The following is a 19,759-nucleotide window of genomic DNA, read 5'->3' on the forward strand; positions in this document are numbered from 1 at the left end:
GGCGTTTCTGCCGCTCACTGGTGTTCGGGAATGCGTTCTTCGATGTACTCGCCGGCAACCAGAAGGCGGCGCAGCAACTTGCCGACGGGGGATTTCGGGATCGCCTCGACGAAGACGAAGCGGCGGGGGCGGCGGAAATTAGCAAGACCGGAATCGCGGCAATGACGGTCGAGATCCTCGGCCGTGACATCCCCTCGCCGCTTGACGAAGGCGACGACGATCTTCCCCCAGCGCTCGTCGGGGAGGCCGACGACAGCGACCTCGGCGACGCCTTCGTGCAGCGATAGGCAGCTTTCCACCTCGACCGGCGAAACGTTCTCGCCACCTGTAATGATCATGTCGTCGGCCCGGCCGGTGACGAAGAGATCACCATCCCTGTCGACTAAGCCGGTGTCGCCGGTGAAGTACCAGCCGCCGTGCAGGGCCTTGGCGTCCGCATCGGGCCGGTTCCAGTAGCCCTCGAAGGCCTCGTCGCTCTTCATCAGCGCGATGATCTCACCTTCCTCGCCGACGGCCGCCCGCTCGTCCGGATTGCGGCTGCCCAGCTTCACCACTCGGATCATCTGGTTGATGCCAGCGCGGCCGGCAGAACCGGGTTTCGCGGCCGCCGACTGCTCGATCGTGAAGGTGTAGATTTCCGAGGAACCATAGTGGTTGACGAAAAGTTCCGGCCGGAAGGTCTGGTCCAGCCGCCTCAGCAATCCGTCGGTCATCGAGGCGCCGGCATAGCCGAGCTTGCTGACGGATGCGATGCGCTCGGGCGAAAAAGCCTCGTGGCGCACGAGGTCGTGGTAGAGCGTCGGCACCAGATAAAGATTGGTGATCTTCTCCTTCTCGATCAGGTCGAGCGCCTTCGCCACGTCGAAGCGTGGCAAGCAGACGAAGGTGCCGCCGATCAGCGAGGATGCGATCAGTGAGCGCACGCCCATCGTGTGATAGAGCGGCATGACGCCGAGCGTGCGTTCGCCATGCCGATAGAGATTCTGCGCCACATGGGCGACGGCGCCGGCGCGTTCGGCCTGGTGGCGGCGCGGCACACCCTTCGGCTTCGACGTCGTGCCGGACGTATAGAGCATCAGCGACCAGTCCGCAGCGTCGGCGACAGGCATCGCATCGGCGGCTCTGCCCTCCATGATGCCGGCGAGCGCATCGGCGGAGAATTGCGGCAAGTCCTGCGCGAGGCGTGACAGGCGCACAGCCTCTTCCGTCGAGGCCTCGTGGAACACGGCCTTCGCGTCGGCATCGGCGATGCCGAAGTCGATTTCGTCGGCCTTCGCCCGCCAGTTGAGCGGCGTGACGATCAGGCCGAGAAACTGGCAGGCCCAATGCAGCGAAGCATTCTCCCAGCGGTTCTGCATGGCGGTCAGCACATGGTCTCCCCGCTTCAAGCCGGTCTCGCCGAGGGCTGCGGCAAGCGCCGAAACCTTGTCATACCAGGCGCGATAGCTCAGTCGCATCTCCCCGTCGACGATCGCGAGCGCGTCCGGGTCGCGCTCGACGCTTGCGAGGAAGCTTGTTCCAAGGTCAAGCATTCGGTATCTCCTCCTTCCGTTGTTCCTCCGCGGCGGAGAGCGCCGCTTCGACGATGGTCGCGTAGCCGGTGCACCGGCAGAGATGGCCGGAGAGGTGCTCGCGAATGTCTTCCATGCCCGCGTCTGGCTGCTCGCGCAAAAGGGCGTCGAGCGACATCAGGATGCCGGGAGTACAGAAGCCGCATTGCAGGCCATAGTGGCGGCGAAAGGCCGCCTGAAGCGGGGAAAGCTCGGCCGGGTCGGGCGAAAGCGCTTCCACGGTCCGCACATCGCTGCCACGCACCTGCTGGGCGAGCGTCAGGCAGGCACGTGCCGGCTTTCCGTCGATTTGCACGGTGCAGGCGCCGCACACGCCGTGTTCGCAGCCAACATGGGTGCCGGTCAATCCGATCTCGTGGCGCAGCAGGTCCGAGAGCAACATGCGGTTTTCGGCTTGTGCGCGGACGTTCCGGCCGTTCAGTGTGAAATCGACCACATGCCTCTGGGCGGCGTTCATGCGCGGCATCGGCTTGCCTCCTTGAGGGTCTCGCAGCCGAGATTGCGGACCAGTTCGCGCCGGTAGCGGGCGCTTGCGTGAATGTCGTCGCGGGCGTTCAGCGACCAGGCGATGTCGTTGATGGCATCGTTGAACTGGTCGTCATCAAGACCCGGCAACGGAAAGACGCGCGGCCGGTCATCGACCCCGGCAATGCCGAGCCGCAATCCGCTGTCGTCGGCGACGGCAGCACAGGCGACGATGGCGAAATCGCCATGCCGGCGGCCAATCTCGCGGAAGGCATAACCAGTGCCGGGTCGGGCCTTCGGGAAATGCACGGCTTCGATCATCTCGCCCTCTGCGAGATCGGTCGCCATCATACCGATGAAGAAATCGTCCGCCGCGACCTTGCGCTTCTGCTTGCGGCTGCGCAGACCGACGGTGCCGCCGAGCGTCACCAGAGAAAGCGGCAACTCGGCGCTTGGGTCGGCATGGGCGACCGAGCCACAGACCGTGCCGCGTGCCCGTGTCTGCACGTGGCCGAGCCAGGGGAAAGCGGCGGCCAGAAGCGGCAGGTCGCGCGAAAGGTTTGGCCAGGCTTCCAGTTCGGCCTGCCGCACACCCGCGCCGACGACGATTTCGTCGCCTGACGTTTCGATCTGACGTAGCGGCGCGAGCCGCATTATGTCGACGAGCAGGGCGGGACGGGCGAGCCGCATGTTGAGCATCGGCACCAGCGACTGTCCGCCGGCGATCACGCGAGCCTCACTGCCGCCCTCCGCGAGCGCAGCCAAAGTTTCCTCTAGCGTTTCCGGACACAGGAAATCGAAGGATGCGGGCTTCATCGGCGCCTCCCGAAAAGTGACGAGAGTTGCTGGATGAGGCCGGCGGCAGCACTGGGACGCACGCCGCCGCCCGCATGACGAGCGAGCGCCTGGAAGAACTGGCCGATCACCACGCGCGCCGCACCGTCGAGAAGGCGCCCGCCGACCGAGGCGACTTTGCCGCTGATCGCCGCCTCGTAGCGATATTCGATGCGGGTGCCGTTCGCGGTTTCGGTCAGTGTCACGCGGCCTGTGCCGCGGCCGGAGCCGAGCGCTCCCTCCGTACCGCCAGAGAGCGTGACCGCTTCCGGTGCGACCATGTCGGATAGGCGGATGTCGGCGCGATATCGGCCCTTGACCGGACCGATGCCGAGCGTGACCTCGGCTCGAAAATGCGTGTCGGAAACCTTTCGGACCTCGTGTGCCCCGGGAATAATCGCCTTCAGCGTGTTCGGGTCGAGCAGCATCGTCCAGACGGAATCGCGGGTGGCAACGACATCGGCCGAGCCTGCGCCGGTCAGTAGACGCTCGCCCGAAGCCCCGGTCGCGACCGGTGCCGGACCCTGAGGCTTCGACGGCGGGCATTCCTCGCCATAGAGCCATTCGCTGACCCGACTCGGCGACAGCGGCAGTCGGATGTCCTCGACCCCGAGCGCATCGGCGACGGCGTTCGCGATGCAGACCGGCGTCGACATGCAATTGCCCTCGCCGACGCCCTTTGCGCCAAGTGGCGTAAACGGCGATGGCGTCTCCTGATGGAGGATCAGCGGCTCTGGCGTCTCCATCACGGTCGGGATCAGGTAGTCGGCGAGCGTGCCCGTCAGGAAACTGCCATCGCTGCCATAGGCGTATTCCTCATAGAGCGCTGCGCCGACCGCCTGGGCGAAGCCGCCGCGGACCTGGCCATCGACCATGCCGGGATGCAGGATGCGGCCGCAGTCGTGCATCGTCACATAGCGGTCGATACGCACCTGACCGGTCGTCCGGTTGATCTCCACGCCGCAGAAGTCGAAGATGAAGCCGTGACAGAGCGACGAGTTGATGCCGTCTGTTGCCGTCGGTGCCTGAAGCTCGTCCGGCGTCCAGAAGACCGTTTCGCGGATCGTCTGGCCGGTGCCCTCGGGCAGGGTGTCGGGCGCCCAGTGACTTGCGGCCGCCACGCGCCCGAAGGAAACGGCATTGTCCGGATTTTCGCGATCGAAGAGCTTTCCGGCGCGAAAGGATATGCGGTCGGCGGTGACGTTGAGCTGACTGGCGGCAATAGCCGCGAGGCGCGCCCGGATTCGGTCGGCCGCAAGTGCCGCAGCGCCGGCGACGGCGGGCGCGAAACGGCTTGCATAGTTGCCAGAGGCAATAGACCAGGCGTCGCGCGCCGTGTCGAGTTCTGTGTTGACGCGCACGGACGCCAGGGGAAGTCCGAGCCGCTCGGCGACCACCTGCGCCAGAACGGTGCGGTGGCCCTGACCCTGCGGCACCGAAGCGACCTTGACTGTGACCGAGCCGAGCGGATCGATGGCGACCGTCGCGACAGCCTGTGCGCCGTTCTTCGGGCCCGCCTTCGCCCGTTCCTCCGGCGTAAGGACCGTCGTAATGTAGCCCATGTTGGAGACGCTCGGCTCGATCACCGTCGCATAGCCGATGCCGTAGAGCCGCCCTTCTGCGCGCGCGCTGTCCCGTCGTTGCCGCAGCGCCTCGAGGCCGCCTTCCGCACAGGCGCGATCAAGCGCTGTCTGGTAGTCGCCCGAGTCGAGTAGCCCGCCGGTCGCGGTGCGATAGGGGAAGGCGTCGGCCGGCACGAGGTTGCGGCGAATGATATCGAGCCGGTCGAGGCCGAGTTCGTCGGCGACCTTGTGGATGAGCCGCTCGAGCGCGAAATAGATTTGCGGTCCGCCGAAGCCGCGATTCAGCCCGGTCGGCGTCTTGTTGGTCAGCACGACACGGTTGCGGATGGCGACGTTTTCGATCGCATAGGCGCCGGTCATGTTGCCGTGCATGCGGTAGAGCGTCGCCGGTTCCGGCGCACGCAGGTGGGCGCCGCAATCTTCCAGTTGATCCCAGCAGAGCGCGGTGATGCGACCGTCGGCGGCAACGGCCGCCTCCAGAGTCGTGACGCGGTTGGTTGCCGAGACGGACGCCGTCAGGTGTTCGAGCCGGTCCTCGATCCATTTCACCGGCCGTCCGGCGACGCGGGCGGCGACGGCGGCGAGGATGACATAGGGAAACACGCCCTGCTTGATGCCAAAGGAGCCACCGGAATCGGGCGGCGTGCGCAGCCGCATGCGGTTACCGGGCACGTTCAGCGCGCGGGCAATCACTGCATGGATCGAGAACGGCCCCTGGAAATTCGCTGTGACGTCATAGGCGTCCTCGCCGGGGTCGTATTCCGCGATGACGCCGTAGGTTTCGATCGGCGTGCAGGCATTGCGCGGATAGGCGATGCGGATCGAAATGCGACGGGCGGCCGCTGCGAGTGCTGTTTCCGGATCGCCGTAGCGAAAGGTGCGCTCGTTGATGAGGTTGGTGCCAAGCGAGGGATGCAAAACCGGTGCATCTGCGGCGAGTGCCTTCTCGGGATCGACGATGGCGGCCAGCGTCTCGTAGTCAACTTCGATCAGGTCAAGCGCATCCTCGGCGACGTAGCGGTTCTCGGCGACGACGAGGGCGACGGGTTCGCCGACATAGCGTACCCGGTCGCGGGCTATCGGCCAGCATTCAACATTCGCCTTGACCCCAACCGTCATGCTTCGGGTAAGCCGTGCCACGTCCGCGCCGGTCATGACGGCAATAACGCCAGGCAATGCGCTGGCTGCCGTCGTATCGATCGCCCTAATTTCTGCATGGCCGTGCGGCGAGCGTAGGATCGCCAGATGCGCGGTGTCGCGCCGGACCGGAAGGTCGTCGATGTAGCGGCCGCGGCCGGTCAAAAGTCCGGCATCCTCGACCCGTTCGACGGTCCGGCCAATCAGGCCTCCCGCCGTTTCCAAACTCTTCATTCGCTCCTCCCGCACCCGCTTGAGAAGGGGTGCCGTAGCGCGAAGAGTGAAGAAGGGTGCGCGATCGGGCGATACCGCCGCGTATCAGACCTTACCTAGAAGTCTCAAAATCCTGAGCCGAGAGGCGACTGACACTGCGGAATATGCTCGGCGAGGAGCCGGCATGATCGTGGAAGAAGCGGGAAAAATGCGCTGGCACGGAAAAGCCGAGCTGGTCGCCGATCGCCGCGAAGCTCTCCGTTCCGTCGGCGACGGCCGCAACCGCCCGTTCCAGCCTTTGCACGTTGAGGAAGACCCGCGGTGTCACCCCCATCGAGGTCTCGAACAGCCGGAAGAAATGCGCCCGCGACAGGCCGACGTCGGTCGCGAGAAGATCGAGATCGGCAATCTCGCCCGGTGCAGCCTTCATGCGCTCGACGGCGTTGCGGATGCGGAAATCAACCCGGTGGCGCGAGGCGAGGTCACGGATCGAATTCGGCACCGCCCGCCAGTCGGCGAAGCGTTCGATGACGGCAACCATCAGTTTGCCGAGAAGCACCTCGTGCATGTCGGCACTGTTCGGCTCCTGCACCATGGCCTCCGCAAGCGTACGTGCGCACAAGCGGATGTCGTGAGTGATCGAGCCGACATTGGAGGCGAAGAAGTCGGGCGCGTGGCTCACCGCCCAGTTCGGCCGGAAATGACCGAGCCATTGCGGTTCGATATAGAGTGCAAGAATCACTGTCTTCGGCCGAGTCTGGTCGTGCGCATAGGCATGCGGTTCCCAGGCGTTGATGAGAACAGCGCTATCGTCGGTGAGCGGCACGAGCTTGTCGCGCACCGAAAACCGCGTGTCGGCGCCCTCGACCTTCAACAGGACATGACAATGCGGGTGCGCGTGCCGTACCAGGGGCCGATCCATATCCAACAGCGCCACCCTCCCGAAGCGGCCACGTGCGATGCGAAGAGCATTCGACATTGCTCAATTATTGGACATTTCGCAGCAACTACAAGCCCCGGAAGGTTTCAGCGCTCAAAGCTAGTGTTGGTCATATTTTTTTCCTGACCGACGAGCCTGATTTTTCCGAGAACTTCGTGGGACGCGGATGCCGGCCTGTCTGAACGGTAGAACTCGTCAGCAAAGGCCGCCAAATGATCTCCGCTTCGCCAAGCGGATATTCAATGTCATTGTCTCAACCGCCGCGGATTGATGACCTCCAAACCAGTTCGGCGTGCAGCTTCACGCGCTCGTTCAGATCTTGCCCTTGTGAAAGCCACATGACGGCTGTCCGCGCAATTTCATCCACCGGCTGAGCGAAAGTTGTAAGATCGTAAGATGCCCAGGAGGCCTGTTCGATGTCGTCGAAGCCGGCGACGCAGAGTTGGTCGGGGATCGAGATCGAGAACTGCTGGCGGGCCGCATCCATGAAGCCACAGGCGATGAGGTCCGTGGCGCAGAAGACCGCGTCAGGACGATGCGGCAAAGTCAGCAGGCGTTGCGCCAGCACGCGACCGGCTTCATAGCCGGTATGACCGTAGCGTGCGACGGTGACCTCCAGCTGCATCTCCATCGCAGCGGCGATGAAGCCGCTTTCCCGCGCCATCAAGCTCGGCGTGCCAGCTTCGGAATTGGCAAAGGCGAGGTTCCGGCAGCCGGCGCGGACGAAAGCAGTCAGGACGCGCCGGGCAGCTTCTGCGTCATCGAGATTGATCCGAAGCGGCCCTTCCTGGTCGTCATCCCTGTTGATCAGCACAAGCCTCTGGCCGCTCTTGAGGCAGAGCTGGGCGATGCGTTTGTCAGGCAGTCCCGAGAGGATGATCGACGCATCCGCTCGGTATCGGATCGCCTGGCGCAGCGCGAGATCCACGCTGCCATCCGAGCGGTCGGTGTTGATCAGCATGGCAATCTTGCCGGAAAGTTGCAATTGCTGGGTGATCGCCCGGATCAGGGCCGAGCGGTAGGGCGTGCCGATCTCGGAAACGATCAGGCAGACAATACCGCTCTCATTGCGCATGAGCCCGCGTGCGAGGTGGTTGACGTGATATCCAAGACTCTCTGCGGCTTCGAGCACTTTGCGCCTCGTCTCCGCAGAAACGCTGGCACCTTGCGTGAACGTCCTGGAAACTGCAGACCGTGAGACGCCGGCCCGCTCGGCTACCTCCTGCGCGCTGACAAATACCTTGCTCATGGGTCCCTCGTAGCCAGTGGATTGCACGCCTTCTTGCACAGTATTGCAATGCTGTGCAATCCAGTTCAGTCAATTCTTCTATTCGAATTACTGGCCTACTGTTGACAACCTCTTTTTTTGTATGCGAGCCTTTGCACACGCTTGCAAAGCGAGCGGCATGGAGGATGTCGCACGGACCATGATTTGAGGAGGGTATCATGAAATCTATCAATTGGGTCGCCGCAGGGCTGGCGGCGGGTACGTCGCTTCTGGCTCACTCTAGTCAGGCAGCGGGCGATCTGAACCTAATCTGCTCGGCTGACGTCGTCATTTGCGAGCAGATGAAGAACAGTTTCGAGAAGGAGCACGACATAAAGGTCAACATGGTGCGCCTGTCTTCCGGCGAGACCTATGCCAAGGTCCGCGCCGAGGCCCGCAATCCGAAGACCGATATCTGGTGGGCCGGCACGGGCGACCCGCATATGCAGGCCGCAGCCGAGAACCTGACACAGGAGTATAGATCGCCCATGCTGGGCGAACTCAACGACTGGGCCGTACGCCAGGCCGAAAGCTCGGGTTACAAAACGGTCGGCGTCTATGCCGGGGCGCTCGGCTGGGGCTTCAATACCGACATCTTCAAGCAGAAGAATCTGAAGGAGCCGAAGTGCTGGGACGATCTGCTCGACGTCTCCCTCAAGGGCGAAATCCAGATCGCCAACCCGAATTCCTCGGGCACTGCCTACACGGCTCTCGCAACGCTCGTGCAGATCATGGGCGAGGATAAAGCGTTCGAATACCTCAACAAGCTTAACGCCAACGTTTCCCAATACACCAAGTCCGGCTCGGCGCCGGTAAAGGCCGCCGCCCGGGGCGAAACCGCGCTCGGCATCGTCTTCATGCATGATGCTGTTGCCCAGAAGGTCGAAGGCTTCCCGGTGACCGTCGGCGCCCCCTGCGAGGGCACGGGCTACGAGATCGGCTCGATGTCGATCATCAAGGGCGCCAAAAACCTTGAGAACGCCGAGATCTGGTATGATTGGGCACTCAAGGCAGACGTGCAGTCACACATGAAGGATGCGAAGTCCTTCCAGCTTCCCTCCAACAAGAATGCCGAGATCCCAAAGGAGTCGCCCAAGTTCGAAGACATCAAGCTCATCGACTACGACTTCGAGACTTTTGGCGATCCGGCGAAGCGCAAGGCCCTACTTGAGCGGTGGGATTCTGAAATTGGCGCAAACGCCAACTGAGCCTGTACCGGGCCGTGCGGTTCCCCGCGGGCCCGGTTTTCTCTTGATTGACCGAGGCTGGACATGGACAATAGCAGACGGCGGGTGACGATCGTGCTCGCGCTCGGTGTTGCCGCCTTCCTCCTCCTGCCATGGTATCGCATCGACAGTGGCTTCTTCGCCCTGGATTGGCTAGCCGGTTTTCCGGGAGACGCCGCCAGTGCGCCTGGCATCCTGCAGATCTTTTCATATGACCGCTGGTGGCTGGGGATCGCAGTGCTGATGATGCTGGCGGGTATGGGCGCGCGCTACATCGATGACCCTATGCGCCGCGGCACGTTGTTCGCCTGGATCGGCGCCGTGGGCGTCATCTTCCTTGCCCTCCAGGGGCTCGCAATTGGTTTTTCCGGCTGGACCTGGACGATCGGCGAGGGCCTGTTCGGCCCGCTTCAGGAAGGCCAGCCCTCCATGGGTGCCGGAGCGGTCATCATGGCGCTTGGTTTCGTCCTCCTCTTCGCGTTCGGATTTGCGGATCGCGGCGCAATGCGCGGCGATGCCTTCATTGTCGCCTCGATCACGATGCTGGTCTTCCTCGTGGTGATCTTCGTCTTCTATCCGATTGGCAGCATGTTCGTCGGTGCCTTTCAGGATTTCGACGGCTCCTTCAATTCCGAGGGGTTCGCCAAGAACATCGTCGACCCTTCGATCTGGAGCCTCGATTGCATCGTTGGCGGAAACCGCTGCGGCGTCGCCTGGCGTACGCTGTTTCTGGCGATCCTGACCGCCACCGGCTCAACTGTAATGGGGCTCGCCTTCGCGCTGCTCGCCACTCGCACCCGCTTTCCCTTCAAAAAGGGGTTGCGACTGCTGACTGTGCTGCCGATCATCACGCCGCCTTTCGTCGTCGGCCTCGCACTCATCCTGCTCTTCGGCCGCTCGGGCGTCGTGACGCAAACGCTATCTTCCGTCTTCGGCATCGAGCCCGGCCGATGGCTCTATGGTCTCACCGGCATCTGGATCGCGCAGGTTCTCTCCTTCACACCGATCTCGTTCCTCGTTCTGATCGGTGTTGTCGAGGGCGTCAGCCCCTCAATGGAAGAGGCGTCGCAGACATTGCGCGCTGACCGCTGGCGCACCTTCTGGCACGTATCCCTACCCTTGATGAAGCCCGGCCTTGCCAATGCATTCTTGATCGCCTTCATCGAAAGCATGGCCGACTTCGGCAACCCCATGGTGCTCGGCGGTAGCCACGGCGTCTTGTCGACGGACATATTCTTCGCGGTGGTGGGTTCGCAGAACGATCCGACACGGGCAGCGGTTCTAGCCATGATCCTTCTGGTATTCACGCTCTCCGCCTTCCTTGCCCAGCGCCTCTGGCTTTCGGGTAAGAACTTCGCCACGGTGACCGGCAAGGGCGATTCCGGCCAGCACGCGGCGCTGCCGAAGCCCATCTCGATCGCCGTCCATGCGCTGGTGATTCCGTGGATGATCTTCACCGTCGTCGTTTATTGCATGATCCTGTTCGGCGGCTTCGTGAAGACCTGGGGCCTCGACAACTCCCTGACGTTCGCCCACTACGTCAAGGCCTTCTCCATAAGCTTCGAGGCGGATGGCGTGGCCTGGACAGGCGTCGCCTGGAACTCCTTCTGGACCACGATGGAGATTGCGCTTGTCTCTGCACCGCTCACCGCCGCTGTCGGCCTGCTCACAGCTTATCTCATTGTGCGGCAGAAATTCGCGGGCCGTGAGCTCTTCGAATTCGCGCTGATGATGAGCTTCGCCATCCCTGGCACTGTCATCGGCATCAGCTACATCATGGCGTTCAACCTGCCGCCGCTGGAAATGACGGGCACGGCCGCGATCCTGGTCGCCTGCTTCGTCTTCCGCAACATGCCAGTTGGCGTACGCGGCGGCGTGGCAGCGATGAGCCAGCTCGATAAAAGTCTCGATGAGGCATCGCTGACGCTCCGCGCCGACAGCTTCAGGACGATCCGCAAGGTGGTACTTCCGCTGCTCAGGCCCGCGATCAATGCGGCACTGGTCTATTCCTTCGTGCGTGCCATCACCTCGATCAGCGCGGTCATCTTTCTGGTCAGCGCCGAATACAACATGGCAACGTCCTACATTGTCGGCCTTGTCGAGAACGGCGAGTACGGAGTGGCGATTGCCTATTCCTCAACCCTCATCGTCGTGATGGTCGCCATCATCACGGGCTTCCAGTATCTCGTCGGTGAACGGCGATTGCGGCGCGAGAACCGTGTCGCTGGCTCGCACGCCCGCCTCCCCATTCCCCAGGAGAAAACCGCATGAAGAGCAATTCGGCCGGTTCGGTGGTCTTCGAGAATGTGTGCAAGACTTTCGGCGCCTTCGTCGCGATCCCGGATCTGTCATTCACAATCAGTCCGGGAGAGCTCGTGACACTGCTCGGTCCGTCCGGCTGCGGCAAGACCACGACGCTACGCATGCTGGCCGGGCTCGAACATCCGAGCGCCGGCCGCATCCTGATCGGAGGCAGGGACGTCACCATGCTGCCCGCCAATGAGCGTGACGTTTCGATGGTGTTCCAGTCCTACGCCCTCTTCCCGCACATGAATGCCCTGGACAATGTCGCCTATGGCCTCGAATCCTCGGGCCTGAAGAAGAAAGAGGCACGAGAGCAGGCCGAAGCGGTCCTCGAACTTGTCGGCCTGGGCGGCTTTGGGCAGCGATTGCCTGCGGAACTCTCGGGCGGCCAGCAGCAGCGCGTGGCGGTCGCACGCGCCCTCGCCCTCGAGCCCCAAGTGCTGCTGCTCGACGAGCCGCTTTCCAATCTCGATGCCCGCCTTCGCCGCCGAGTACGGACCGAGATCCGCGAACTGCAGCAGCGGCTCGGCTTCACCGCCGTCTATGTGACCCACGACCAGGACGAGGCGCTTGCCGTCTCCGACAGGGTGGTGATCATGAAAGACGGCGAGATTGCCCAGGCGGGCTCGCCCCGCGAGCTCTACGAGGCCCCCGCATCCGCCTTCATCGCCGACTTCATGGGCGAGGCGAATGTCGTCGATTGCGAGGTATTGACCTCCGAGGGCGATCGGGCCCGGATTCGCATCGGCGCTCTGGAACATTTCATCCCGGCCAGGGGTGCACGACCCGGCCCTGCCCGCCTTGCCGTCCGCCCCAACGCCGTTACCCTCGAACCCGCCTCCGAAGCAGCGCTTTCCGGGACCATCACCCATTCCGCCTATCTTGGCGATCATGTGGAATACGAGGTGAAGACAGCGGCCGGCACCTTCTTCGTCGTGGATCCCGCCGTGGACCGCTCGCTGGAAACAGCCTCCAGCGTCGCCGTCGGTTTCCGGGATCGGGGCATAGCCCTCATACAGCCTGACCTCAATGAACCCGGATTTTCCTATGGCATTTGACACCGCAACCGATATCGACCCTCGTTTCATGCTTGCCTGCGCCATGGCCGAGGAGGCGGGCGCGCTTGCGCTCGACTATTTCAACCGTCGCGAAACACTGGTGATCGAACAGAAGCGCGATCCACAGGACGTGGTCTCGGTTGCTGACCGGGAGGTCGAGAACCTGATCCGGAAACGCGTCGCGGAGAAGTTTCCCGAGGACGGCTTTCTCGGCGAGGAATACGGTCTGCAGCCAGGCACTTCAGGGCTCATCTGGGTGGTGGACCCAATTGACGGCACCAGTCCGTTCGTCAACGGCATGCCAAACTGGTGCGTTTCGATTGCGCTGCTCAAGGATAACGAACCAATCATCGGCGTCATAGCTGCGCCCTGTCACCAGGAAGTCTATGCGGCCGCTGCCGGCCGCGGCGCGACGCTGAACGGAAAGCCGCTCCTGCTCGACGGGTCCCGCAACATCCGCAACGCGGTGACAGGCATCGGCGCCAACAATTACGTAGCCCCGCAGGTCGTCGCAAAGATGGTTGAGGATCTCCTCTCCGCCGGCGGAAATTTCATCCGTAACGGGTCGGGCGCGTTAATGCTGGCCTATGTCGCTGCCGGTCGCTTGGTTGGTTACTATGAGCCTTATATGCACGCCTGGGACTGCCTTGCCGGCTATTGCCTCGTGAAGGAAGCGGGCGGTTGGTATCATCAATTCCCGACTTCGGGCGACCGGCTGACGAAAGGTGCGCCCGTTCTTGCGACGGCGCCTGGTGCAAAGGACGACCTACGACGCGTCGCGGGGCTATAGATCAAGCATTGGAGCGAACAGAAGGCGCGAGGCGGACCAACTGCTTCCAGGTTGTTGATTGCCACTGAGAACTGATGGAGTGGATGCCCCCTTCCGACGGCATCGCAATGTGCCAGAGTGATGTTCGCAAGAACGTCCCTTAGAGGAGAGAGCATTCATGAGGGAAGTTGGTATTGTTGGCCTGGACCTAGCAAAGCGGGTGTTTCAGGTTCATGCGGCCGGAAGCGATGGCGGCGTTCGCAAAGCACCGCCCGCCTGATGTCCTAGGTGTTTGATCCCGGAGTTTGATGGTGCAATTTTATCCATTGAATGGAGGGATGCACTATGGGCCAGGTTTTGCACGGATGCGCCACAACGACAGAGGCAATCCGTCGAGCAATACAAAATAGTGAAGAGAGCCTGAGAGCGCTTTCGAAGCGCTATGGGATCAACGAAAAGACGGTCGCCAAATGGAGGAAGCGAACCTCGGCTGCTGATCTACCGACCGGTCCAAGGGAACCGAAGTCCACGGTTCTATCCGGCGAGGACGAGGCGATTATCGTCGCTTTTCGCCGGCATACCCTGTTGCCGCTCGACGACTGTCTCTACAGCTTGCAAGCGACGATTCCGCGACGATGATGCAAAGAGCGACTAGGTCTCAGCGCTTTGTAGAGGTAACGTTGACGCCGGCTTTGGCGGCTGCATGAGAGCCGGGCTCCATCCAGTCGAGGTTGAGCGATGTCTTGCCAATACCAGGATTGAAGGAATTGGTAGGATCGAGCTCCTTATAGAAAGCCCTCAGGCTGTCGGCCGCTTCGTACTGATGGCCGACATTGTGCTCTGCCGGATATTCCGCCCCGCGTGCCTTCAGCAGGGACAGGATTTCCTCCTTCACCGCATCGCAGTCCTCGCCCTTCCTGACCAAATATTCCTGATGCAGGACGTGGCAGAAGAAATGGCCGCAATACATGGTGAAGTCGATCTTTCGGCTGATCTCGTCCGGCAGCTTTTCGAACCAGTCGAACGTATTGCGCGGCAGGGCGATATCCAGCGCCACGATGTCCTCCACCGTCTTGCGATGGACAGCGCGATACCGCACGATCGAGCCACCGACGGCGAAGCGGTTGAGGAATGCCGCCTGCCCTTCCTTCTCGTTGCATTCGAAATAGTCGCCCTGCGCAGACGGGAAGCGAGCCCTCAGATAGGCGCGTGCCTCCTCTATGCCGTCATCCCCCATTTTCAGGAGCAAGTGGTGTTCGTATCGGTCGCGGAAGGCATTCAGCCGTTGCGGCAGATGGTTCGGCCAAAGCTTCATCAAGCCTTGCAGCAGCCGGTCGCTGATCGCGCCGCCAAGGCCGAGTTTCTCGCTAAAGCCGTCGAAGCGGCTCTTGATGGCAAATGCCAGCGGCACGCGGTCGGTGCCGAAGGCCTGGATGAAGAGGAAAAGGTCCTTTCCGTAGCGACTGCTGGCATCATATGCGCCCCGGTGCATGTACTCGCCGGCGATCGGAAGGTTGTCGAACTCCCCGAGTATGTCGCGCCGGATGGTCTCCAGTTCTGCCGGATCGTTGCTACCGATATAGAATGTCTGCGTCTTTTCATCTGCGACAAAGGTATCGAGCCGAAGCGCGAAGACGGCGATCTTGCCGGCCGAGCCCGATGCCTCGTAGAGGCGCCGCGGGTCGGCGTTGTAGCGCGCCGGCGTCGATGCGGAGATATCGCGGACGTGGTTGCAATATTCGTGGTCAGACGCGTGCAGATTGGACGACGGCAGAATGTCGGCGTCGGCGATCCTCCCCTCATCCAGCCGGGCAAGGATATCTTCGGGAGCTTCACCAAGCGCGATGCCGAGATTGTTGACGAGCCGGAGTTCGCCATCGGCATCGATCTTTGCATAGAGCGCGAACTGCGTGAATGCCGGACCGCGGCGGATCAGGGAGCCGCCCGAATTGTTGCAGATGCCGCCGATCACCGAGGCGCCGATGCAGCTGGAACCGATCACGGAGTGAGGCTCGCGCCCCAGCGGGCGCAAGGCTTTTTCAAGCTGGTTCAGCGTCACGCCCGGATGGGAAACGACCTGCGCCCCATCTCTGACCAGATCGAGACGTCGAAGGCGCAGCGTGCTGATGATCACCACCGGCCGGTCGTACCCCTCCTCGACGGGTGTCGAGCCGCCGGTCAGGCCGGTATTGGCAGCCTGCACGATGACGACGACCTTTGCCCGGTGGCATGCCTGCAAAATGCGCCACATCTCCACGAGCGTTCCCGGCTGGATGACCGCCAGCGCATCACCGCCGCCGTAGCGATATCCCTGCCGAAATCGTCGGGTCTCCGTTTCGCCGGTCAGCACGTTGCGGCGACCGACAACGGTGCGAAATTGTTCGAGAAGATCGTTCATCTGCAGGCTTTCACTCTTGAAACGGATCGGCCGTCACGCCCTTCGACAAAGGCGGGTGACGGCCGATGCGCTGCTTGCCTTGGGAGGATATCAGGCGAAGTAGCGAACGCGGACGGCATCGATCGCCACGGCGATAAAGATCATGAAGCCGCCAATCATGCCGACATAGAAGGAGGGCACGTTGGTGATAGCGAGGCCGACCTGGATGACGGTGAGCAGCAGGACGCCGCCCAGAATGCCGACGACATTGCCGCGTCCGCCGAAGACGCTGACGCCGCCGATGATCGGTGCTGCGATCGCATAGAGGAGATAGCTCGATCCCTGGTTGGAGGTGATCGCCATCTGCCACGAGGCCAACAGGAAGCCGGCGATGCCCGCCAGGAAGCCGGCGATCGTGTAGGTGATGATCTTGATGCGATCGACGCGGATACCCGCCGAGTTCGACGCAAGCGGATTGCCGCCCACGGCATAGATCGAACGGCCGAGAACCGTCATCTTCAGCATGATGCCGACGATCACCAGCGCCAACACCATGATGAGCGGCATAACGGGCCAGCCGCCGATGCTGGCATTGCCGATCCAGACATAGCCGTCGGACAGGTTCGTCAGCGTCTTGCCCTGGGTAAGCGCCAGCAGCGCGCCCTGCAGGATGATCATCATAGACAACGTCTGGATCAGCGACACCATGCGCAGCTTGGTGATGCAGAGACCGTTGAAGAAGCCGATGAGCGTCGCAACGCCGACGCCGACGAGCATGGCAATGAACCAGGGCATGCCCCAGTCGGCATAGGCGATAGCACCGATGGCGGAGGAGAATCCGAGGTTTGCCGGGATCGAAAGATCGATCTCAGCCACCAGCAGCGGCAGCGCGACGGCAAGACCGAGCATGCCAAGAACCGTCGCCTGTACGGTGATGTTTTGCATGTTCATCACGCTGAGGAAGAATTCGTTGAACATGCCGAAGCCGAGGATCAGCGCAACGAGCCATATCCACACCACATTGTGCAGAATCCAGCCGACGGCCTTGTGCATGCCGATACTCGTCTTCTCGGTTGCTTCCTTCGATGGGGTTGAGGTCATCACGGTGCTCATTTTCTCGTTCCTCTGCGGATCGCCGGTCACGCCTGTGCGAGGCGGCGCAGGTTTTCGGTTGTTATGTCGTCGCCAGTGACGGTTTGGTGGATGGCGCCATTCCCGAACACGCAGACGCGATCGACCGCACGAACCAGTTCGTCCGTGTCGGTGGAGACGATGATGACGCTGACGCCAGTCTTGCTCAGTTCGTCGATAATGCGCAGCACATCCTGCTTGACGCCGACGTCGATGCCGCGCGTCGGCTCGTCGAGGATTAGCAGGCGCGGCTCGGTTGCCAGCACGCGGCCGAGGCACACCTTCTGCTGGTTGCCGCCGCTCAGCGTGTTCACCACCGCCTCGGCATTCGGCGCCTTGATACCCATGCTGGCAAAATAGCCCGCGCACAGGCTCGCCTCCTTGCCGCTTTCGACAAAGCCGAAGACGGCTCTGCGATCGAGCGAGGACAGCGCGATGTTTTCGGCGATCAACAGATGCCCGACGGCGCCATCCTTGCGACGGTCATCCGACAGGTATGCTATGCCCGCATCGAAGGCCGCCTTCGGGTGCTGCGGCAGGCTCGAGCCCTCCACGCCATCGAAGCCGATGGTGCCGGACTTCGCCCTGTTCAGCCCGAAGATGGCCTTCGCCAGTTCCTTGGCGCCGGCGCCCGGCAGGCCGGTAAAGCCGATGATCTCGCCCTTGCGGATATCCAGCCTGTCGAGGTTCACATGGTTCGCCACGACGTTTCGCAGGCTGACCGCGACGGGTTCGCTCTCGAAGGAGCGCCTTTCGCGCTGGAAGAGTACGAGACCGCGCCCGAGCACGAGTTCGGAAAGCTGCTCGGATCTCATCGATGCGATGTCTTCGCTACCGCCGGCAAGCGCGCCATCTCTCAGGACGGATACGGCATCGCAGATTTCAAGAATCTCGTCGTTGTAGTGGGAGATGAAGATGAAGGTGACGCCGTCGTTCTTCAGCTGTCGCATGAAATCGAAAAGCTGACGGCGATCCGGCACCGTCAAGGCTGCCGTAGGTTCATCAAGGATGATGACCTTGCCGCCGGAAAACATGGCGCGAAGGATATTCAGCTTGCGACGGGCGACGGCGTTCAGCCTCCCGGCGTCAACGGTGGGATCGATACCGGATCCCTTGAGCATGCGTGCGGCATCGGCCTTCAGCTTGCGCCATTGCACGAAGCCGCCCTTCGAAGGCCAGATTCCCAGCATGAGATTTTCGGCTGCGGAGATATGATCGATAATCATCGGCTCCTGCGTGACGAGGAAGACGCCGGCCTCCTCCATCGACCGGACATCTGCTCCGGCGACTTCCGTGCCATTCAGGTAGATCGTGCCTTCGGTCGGCGAGCGCTGTCCCGAGATGATGCCGACCAGCGTGCTCTTTCCGGCACCGTTTTCGCCGAGCAGGCCGTGGATGCTACCACGGCGAATGTTCAGGCTGACCGAGCGCAGGGCATAGAAAGCGCCGTAGCTCTTGCTGACATTGTCGATGCGGAGCGCGAACTCCGTGTCGGCAGATGCATCCTGTTTCAACGTCTGACTGGTCATTCGGCTCCGGTCCTCTCCTGCCCGCCTGCGGCGCGATGAGACCGGCCACCTTGAAAAGGCGGCCGGTCGGGCAGTCATCAGGTGTAGGGTACGCCCCATTCCTTCTCGGCGACATAGCCCCAATGGCGCTTGTCGGCGGCATTCTCGCCGTTGATGATGAACGGCGGGATGATGAGCGTCGGGCCGGTGGTGCCGGCAACGATCTCGCCCTTTTCCCAGAAGTACTTCTTGTTTTCGTAGGCACCGAGCGGAACGGCCTCTCCCTTCATCGAATGCTTTTCAAGCATCTCGACGGCAATTTCGCCGTAAGCGATCGGATCCTGCGATACGCAGGCGTCCATGTAGCCTTCCTGCAGCAGCCGGACGGCGACCGGCTCGCCATCGATCGTCACGAAGATGACATGACCGTCTTCACCGACCTTCTTCCAGCGTCCCTTCTGCTGCAGGGCCGTTGCGATGCCACGCGCGGGCGAGTCGCTCGGCGCGTGAACCGCGTCAAGGTCGGGATGCTCGGACAACGTCGCCAGCGTAACCGCCAGCATCTGATCGAGCGCGCCTTCCGTCGGGCGGCTGATATAGGTGATGTCCGGGTACTTCGCGAATTCCTCGTCCATGCCCTCCTTGCGAAGGCGCCAAGCGACGCTGGCGAGCGCGCCGAAGCAATTCAGCACCTTGCCCTTCGGGCTGCCATACTTCTTCGTCAGGCGATCGATGATCTCGCGGGCTGCCATGACGCCGCCGAGCTTGTTGTCGAAGCTGACGGTGATCGCGACATCGCCACCGTCTGCCGGCGTGTCGATGATGGCGACCGGAATCTGATTCTGGTTATAGCGGCGAATGGCGCTGACGATCGCCTGACTGTCGATGGGGTCGGCAACGAGGCCGGCCGGTTGGGACAACATGAGGCTCTGCCACTGCTCAAGCTGGCGGGTGTTGTCGAAGCTAGCATTGGTCGCCTGGAACGACCACTTGCGGCCTTCCACCGCGCGCTTGACCGCCTCTTCTTCGATGACGAAGAAGTAGTAGTCCAGACTCTTGTTGCTGAATGGCAGGAACACCCTGTCCTGCGCGAAGGCTGCGCCCCCTGCCATCGCACCCGTCATGGCGCCTGCGCCGAGCGCGAGGCCACCAACCAGAACCTGACGTCTGTTCACCCTGAAGTCGTTACCCATTTCATCCTCCCTTTGGTAGCGTGATATAGTTTCACTACATTTTCTCCCGAAGTGTCAAGGCATTTCGGCGTGATCGCCTGAGACCCTTGTCGAAAAAGCCGTGAAAATCGACAGTAATTCACCAATAGCGCGAAGACGGCCGCCTCTTGCCGAGTGGCAGCCATCATCCCACCGAAATAGAAG

14 protein-coding genes and 1 pseudogene are annotated in these 19,759 nt (G+C 62.2%); 5 read left to right on the top strand and 10 right to left on the bottom strand.

Annotation, left to right across the window (positions count from 1 at the left end; genetic code table 11):
- Positions 1-14 precede the first annotated feature (14 nt).
- The 6 genes from LQK81_RS25060 to LQK81_RS25085 form a co-directional block, all read right to left on the bottom strand.
- Entirely contained in the window at positions 15-1,532 is a 1,518-nt protein-coding gene (locus LQK81_RS25060; protein WP_230809143.1) for an AMP-binding protein, read from the bottom strand.
- Entirely contained in the window at positions 1,525-2,037 is a 513-nt protein-coding gene (locus LQK81_RS25065) for a (2Fe-2S)-binding protein (protein ID WP_230809144.1), read from the bottom strand. Before LQK81_RS25065 ends, LQK81_RS25060 begins: the two co-directional genes overlap by 8 nt.
- Positions 2,025-2,852 (bottom strand): FAD binding domain-containing protein, encoded by an 828-nt coding sequence (locus LQK81_RS25070; protein ID WP_230809145.1) that lies wholly within the window; start codon positions 2,850-2,852, stop codon positions 2,025-2,027. Before LQK81_RS25070 ends, LQK81_RS25065 begins: the two co-directional genes overlap by 13 nt.
- Positions 2,849-5,824 carry a xanthine dehydrogenase family protein molybdopterin-binding subunit gene (locus LQK81_RS25075; protein ID WP_230809146.1) on the bottom strand — a complete coding sequence of 992 codons (2,976 nt, stop codon included), beginning with the start codon at positions 5,822-5,824 and terminating at the stop codon, positions 2,849-2,851. The genes LQK81_RS25070 and LQK81_RS25075 overlap by 4 nt, the downstream gene beginning before the upstream one ends.
- A 91-nt stretch (positions 5,825-5,915) precedes the next feature.
- The gene (locus LQK81_RS25080) at positions 5,916-6,782 is read right to left on the bottom strand and encodes a helix-turn-helix transcriptional regulator (protein ID WP_230809147.1); all 867 of its coding nucleotides are present in this window, start codon (positions 6,780-6,782) and stop codon (positions 5,916-5,918) included.
- A 214-nt stretch (positions 6,783-6,996) separates the two neighbouring features.
- Complete coding sequence (locus LQK81_RS25085) at positions 6,997-7,992, bottom strand: LacI family DNA-binding transcriptional regulator (RefSeq protein ID WP_230809148.1); 996 nt, start codon at positions 7,990-7,992, stop codon at positions 6,997-6,999.
- A 197-nt stretch (positions 7,993-8,189) separates the two neighbouring features.
- Here LQK81_RS25085 and LQK81_RS25090 point away from each other — a divergent pair, with 197 nt between their 5' ends.
- The 5 genes and pseudogenes from LQK81_RS25090 to LQK81_RS25110 form a co-directional block, all read left to right on the top strand.
- Complete coding sequence (locus LQK81_RS25090) at positions 8,190-9,218, top strand: ABC transporter substrate-binding protein (RefSeq protein WP_230809149.1); 1,029 nt, start codon at positions 8,190-8,192, stop codon at positions 9,216-9,218.
- A 63-nt stretch (positions 9,219-9,281) separates the two neighbouring features.
- Entirely contained in the window at positions 9,282-11,507 is a 2,226-nt protein-coding gene (locus LQK81_RS25095) for an ABC transporter permease (RefSeq protein ID WP_230809150.1), read from the top strand.
- Positions 11,504-12,598, top strand: a complete 1,095-nt coding sequence (locus LQK81_RS25100) for an ABC transporter ATP-binding protein (RefSeq protein WP_230809151.1) — start codon at positions 11,504-11,506, stop codon at positions 12,596-12,598. Before LQK81_RS25095 ends, LQK81_RS25100 begins: the two co-directional genes overlap by 4 nt.
- Entirely contained in the window at positions 12,588-13,388 is an 801-nt protein-coding gene (locus tag LQK81_RS25105) for an inositol monophosphatase family protein (RefSeq protein WP_230809152.1), read from the top strand. Before LQK81_RS25100 ends, LQK81_RS25105 begins: the two co-directional genes overlap by 11 nt.
- 324 nt (positions 13,389-13,712) lie before the next feature.
- Positions 13,713-13,997: pseudogene (locus tag LQK81_RS25110) on the top strand (IS481 family transposase); the annotation flags it as partial.
- A gap of 28 nt (positions 13,998-14,025) precedes the next feature.
- On the opposite strand, the gene dld reads toward LQK81_RS25110, so the two are convergent.
- The 4 genes from dld to LQK81_RS25130 all read right to left on the bottom strand — a co-directional run bounded on the left by dld (position 14,026) and on the right by LQK81_RS25130 (position 19,576).
- Positions 14,026-15,765 carry a D-lactate dehydrogenase gene (gene dld / locus LQK81_RS25115; protein WP_230809153.1) on the bottom strand — a complete coding sequence of 580 codons (1,740 nt, stop codon included), beginning with the start codon at positions 15,763-15,765 and terminating at the stop codon, positions 14,026-14,028.
- Positions 15,766-15,855: 90 nt separating this feature from the next.
- Positions 15,856-16,857 carry an ABC transporter permease gene (locus LQK81_RS25120; protein WP_230809154.1) on the bottom strand — a complete coding sequence of 334 codons (1,002 nt, stop codon included), beginning with the start codon at positions 16,855-16,857 and terminating at the stop codon, positions 15,856-15,858.
- A gap of 26 nt (positions 16,858-16,883) precedes the next feature.
- Entirely contained in the window at positions 16,884-18,404 is a 1,521-nt protein-coding gene (locus LQK81_RS25125) for a sugar ABC transporter ATP-binding protein (protein WP_230809155.1), read from the bottom strand.
- A gap of 77 nt (positions 18,405-18,481) precedes the next feature.
- A complete protein-coding gene (locus LQK81_RS25130; protein WP_230809156.1) occupies positions 18,482-19,576 on the bottom strand; it encodes a sugar ABC transporter substrate-binding protein in 1,095 nt (364 codons plus the stop codon).
- Between the last annotated feature and the right edge of the window lie 183 nt (positions 19,577-19,759).

It is taken from the genome of Rhizobium sp. GN54 (assembly GCF_021026345.1).
In the GTDB taxonomy this organism is placed as follows: Bacteria; Pseudomonadota; Alphaproteobacteria; order Rhizobiales; family Rhizobiaceae; genus Mycoplana.

Excerpts from the sequence above, each read along its gene's own strand:
- LQK81_RS25060 (WP_230809143.1), bottom strand. The coding sequence starts at position 1,532 with ATGCTTGACCTTGGAACAAGCTTCCTCGCAAGCGTCGAGCGCGACCCG.
- LQK81_RS25065 (WP_230809144.1), bottom strand. The coding sequence starts at position 2,037 with ATGCCGCGCATGAACGCCGCCCAGAGGCATGTGGTCGATTTCACACTG.
- LQK81_RS25070 (WP_230809145.1), bottom strand. The coding sequence starts at position 2,852 with ATGAAGCCCGCATCCTTCGATTTCCTGTGTCCGGAAACGCTAGAGGAA.
- LQK81_RS25075 (WP_230809146.1), bottom strand. The coding sequence starts at position 5,824 with ATGAAGAGTTTGGAAACGGCGGGAGGCCTGATTGGCCGGACCGTCGAA.
- LQK81_RS25080 (WP_230809147.1), bottom strand. The coding sequence starts at position 6,782 with ATGTCGAATGCTCTTCGCATCGCACGTGGCCGCTTCGGGAGGGTGGCG.
- LQK81_RS25085 (WP_230809148.1), bottom strand. The coding sequence starts at position 7,992 with ATGAGCAAGGTATTTGTCAGCGCGCAGGAGGTAGCCGAGCGGGCCGGC.
- LQK81_RS25090 (WP_230809149.1), top strand. The coding sequence starts at position 8,190 with ATGAAATCTATCAATTGGGTCGCCGCAGGGCTGGCGGCGGGTACGTCG.
- LQK81_RS25095 (WP_230809150.1), top strand. The coding sequence starts at position 9,282 with ATGGACAATAGCAGACGGCGGGTGACGATCGTGCTCGCGCTCGGTGTT.
- LQK81_RS25100 (WP_230809151.1), top strand. The coding sequence starts at position 11,504 with ATGAAGAGCAATTCGGCCGGTTCGGTGGTCTTCGAGAATGTGTGCAAG.
- LQK81_RS25105 (WP_230809152.1), top strand. The coding sequence starts at position 12,588 with ATGGCATTTGACACCGCAACCGATATCGACCCTCGTTTCATGCTTGCC.
- dld (WP_230809153.1), bottom strand. The coding sequence starts at position 15,765 with ATGAACGATCTTCTCGAACAATTTCGCACCGTTGTCGGTCGCCGCAAC.
- LQK81_RS25120 (WP_230809154.1), bottom strand. The coding sequence starts at position 16,857 with ATGAGCACCGTGATGACCTCAACCCCATCGAAGGAAGCAACCGAGAAG.
- LQK81_RS25125 (WP_230809155.1), bottom strand. The coding sequence starts at position 18,404 with ATGACCAGTCAGACGTTGAAACAGGATGCATCTGCCGACACGGAGTTC.
- LQK81_RS25130 (WP_230809156.1), bottom strand. The coding sequence starts at position 19,576 with ATGGGTAACGACTTCAGGGTGAACAGACGTCAGGTTCTGGTTGGTGGC.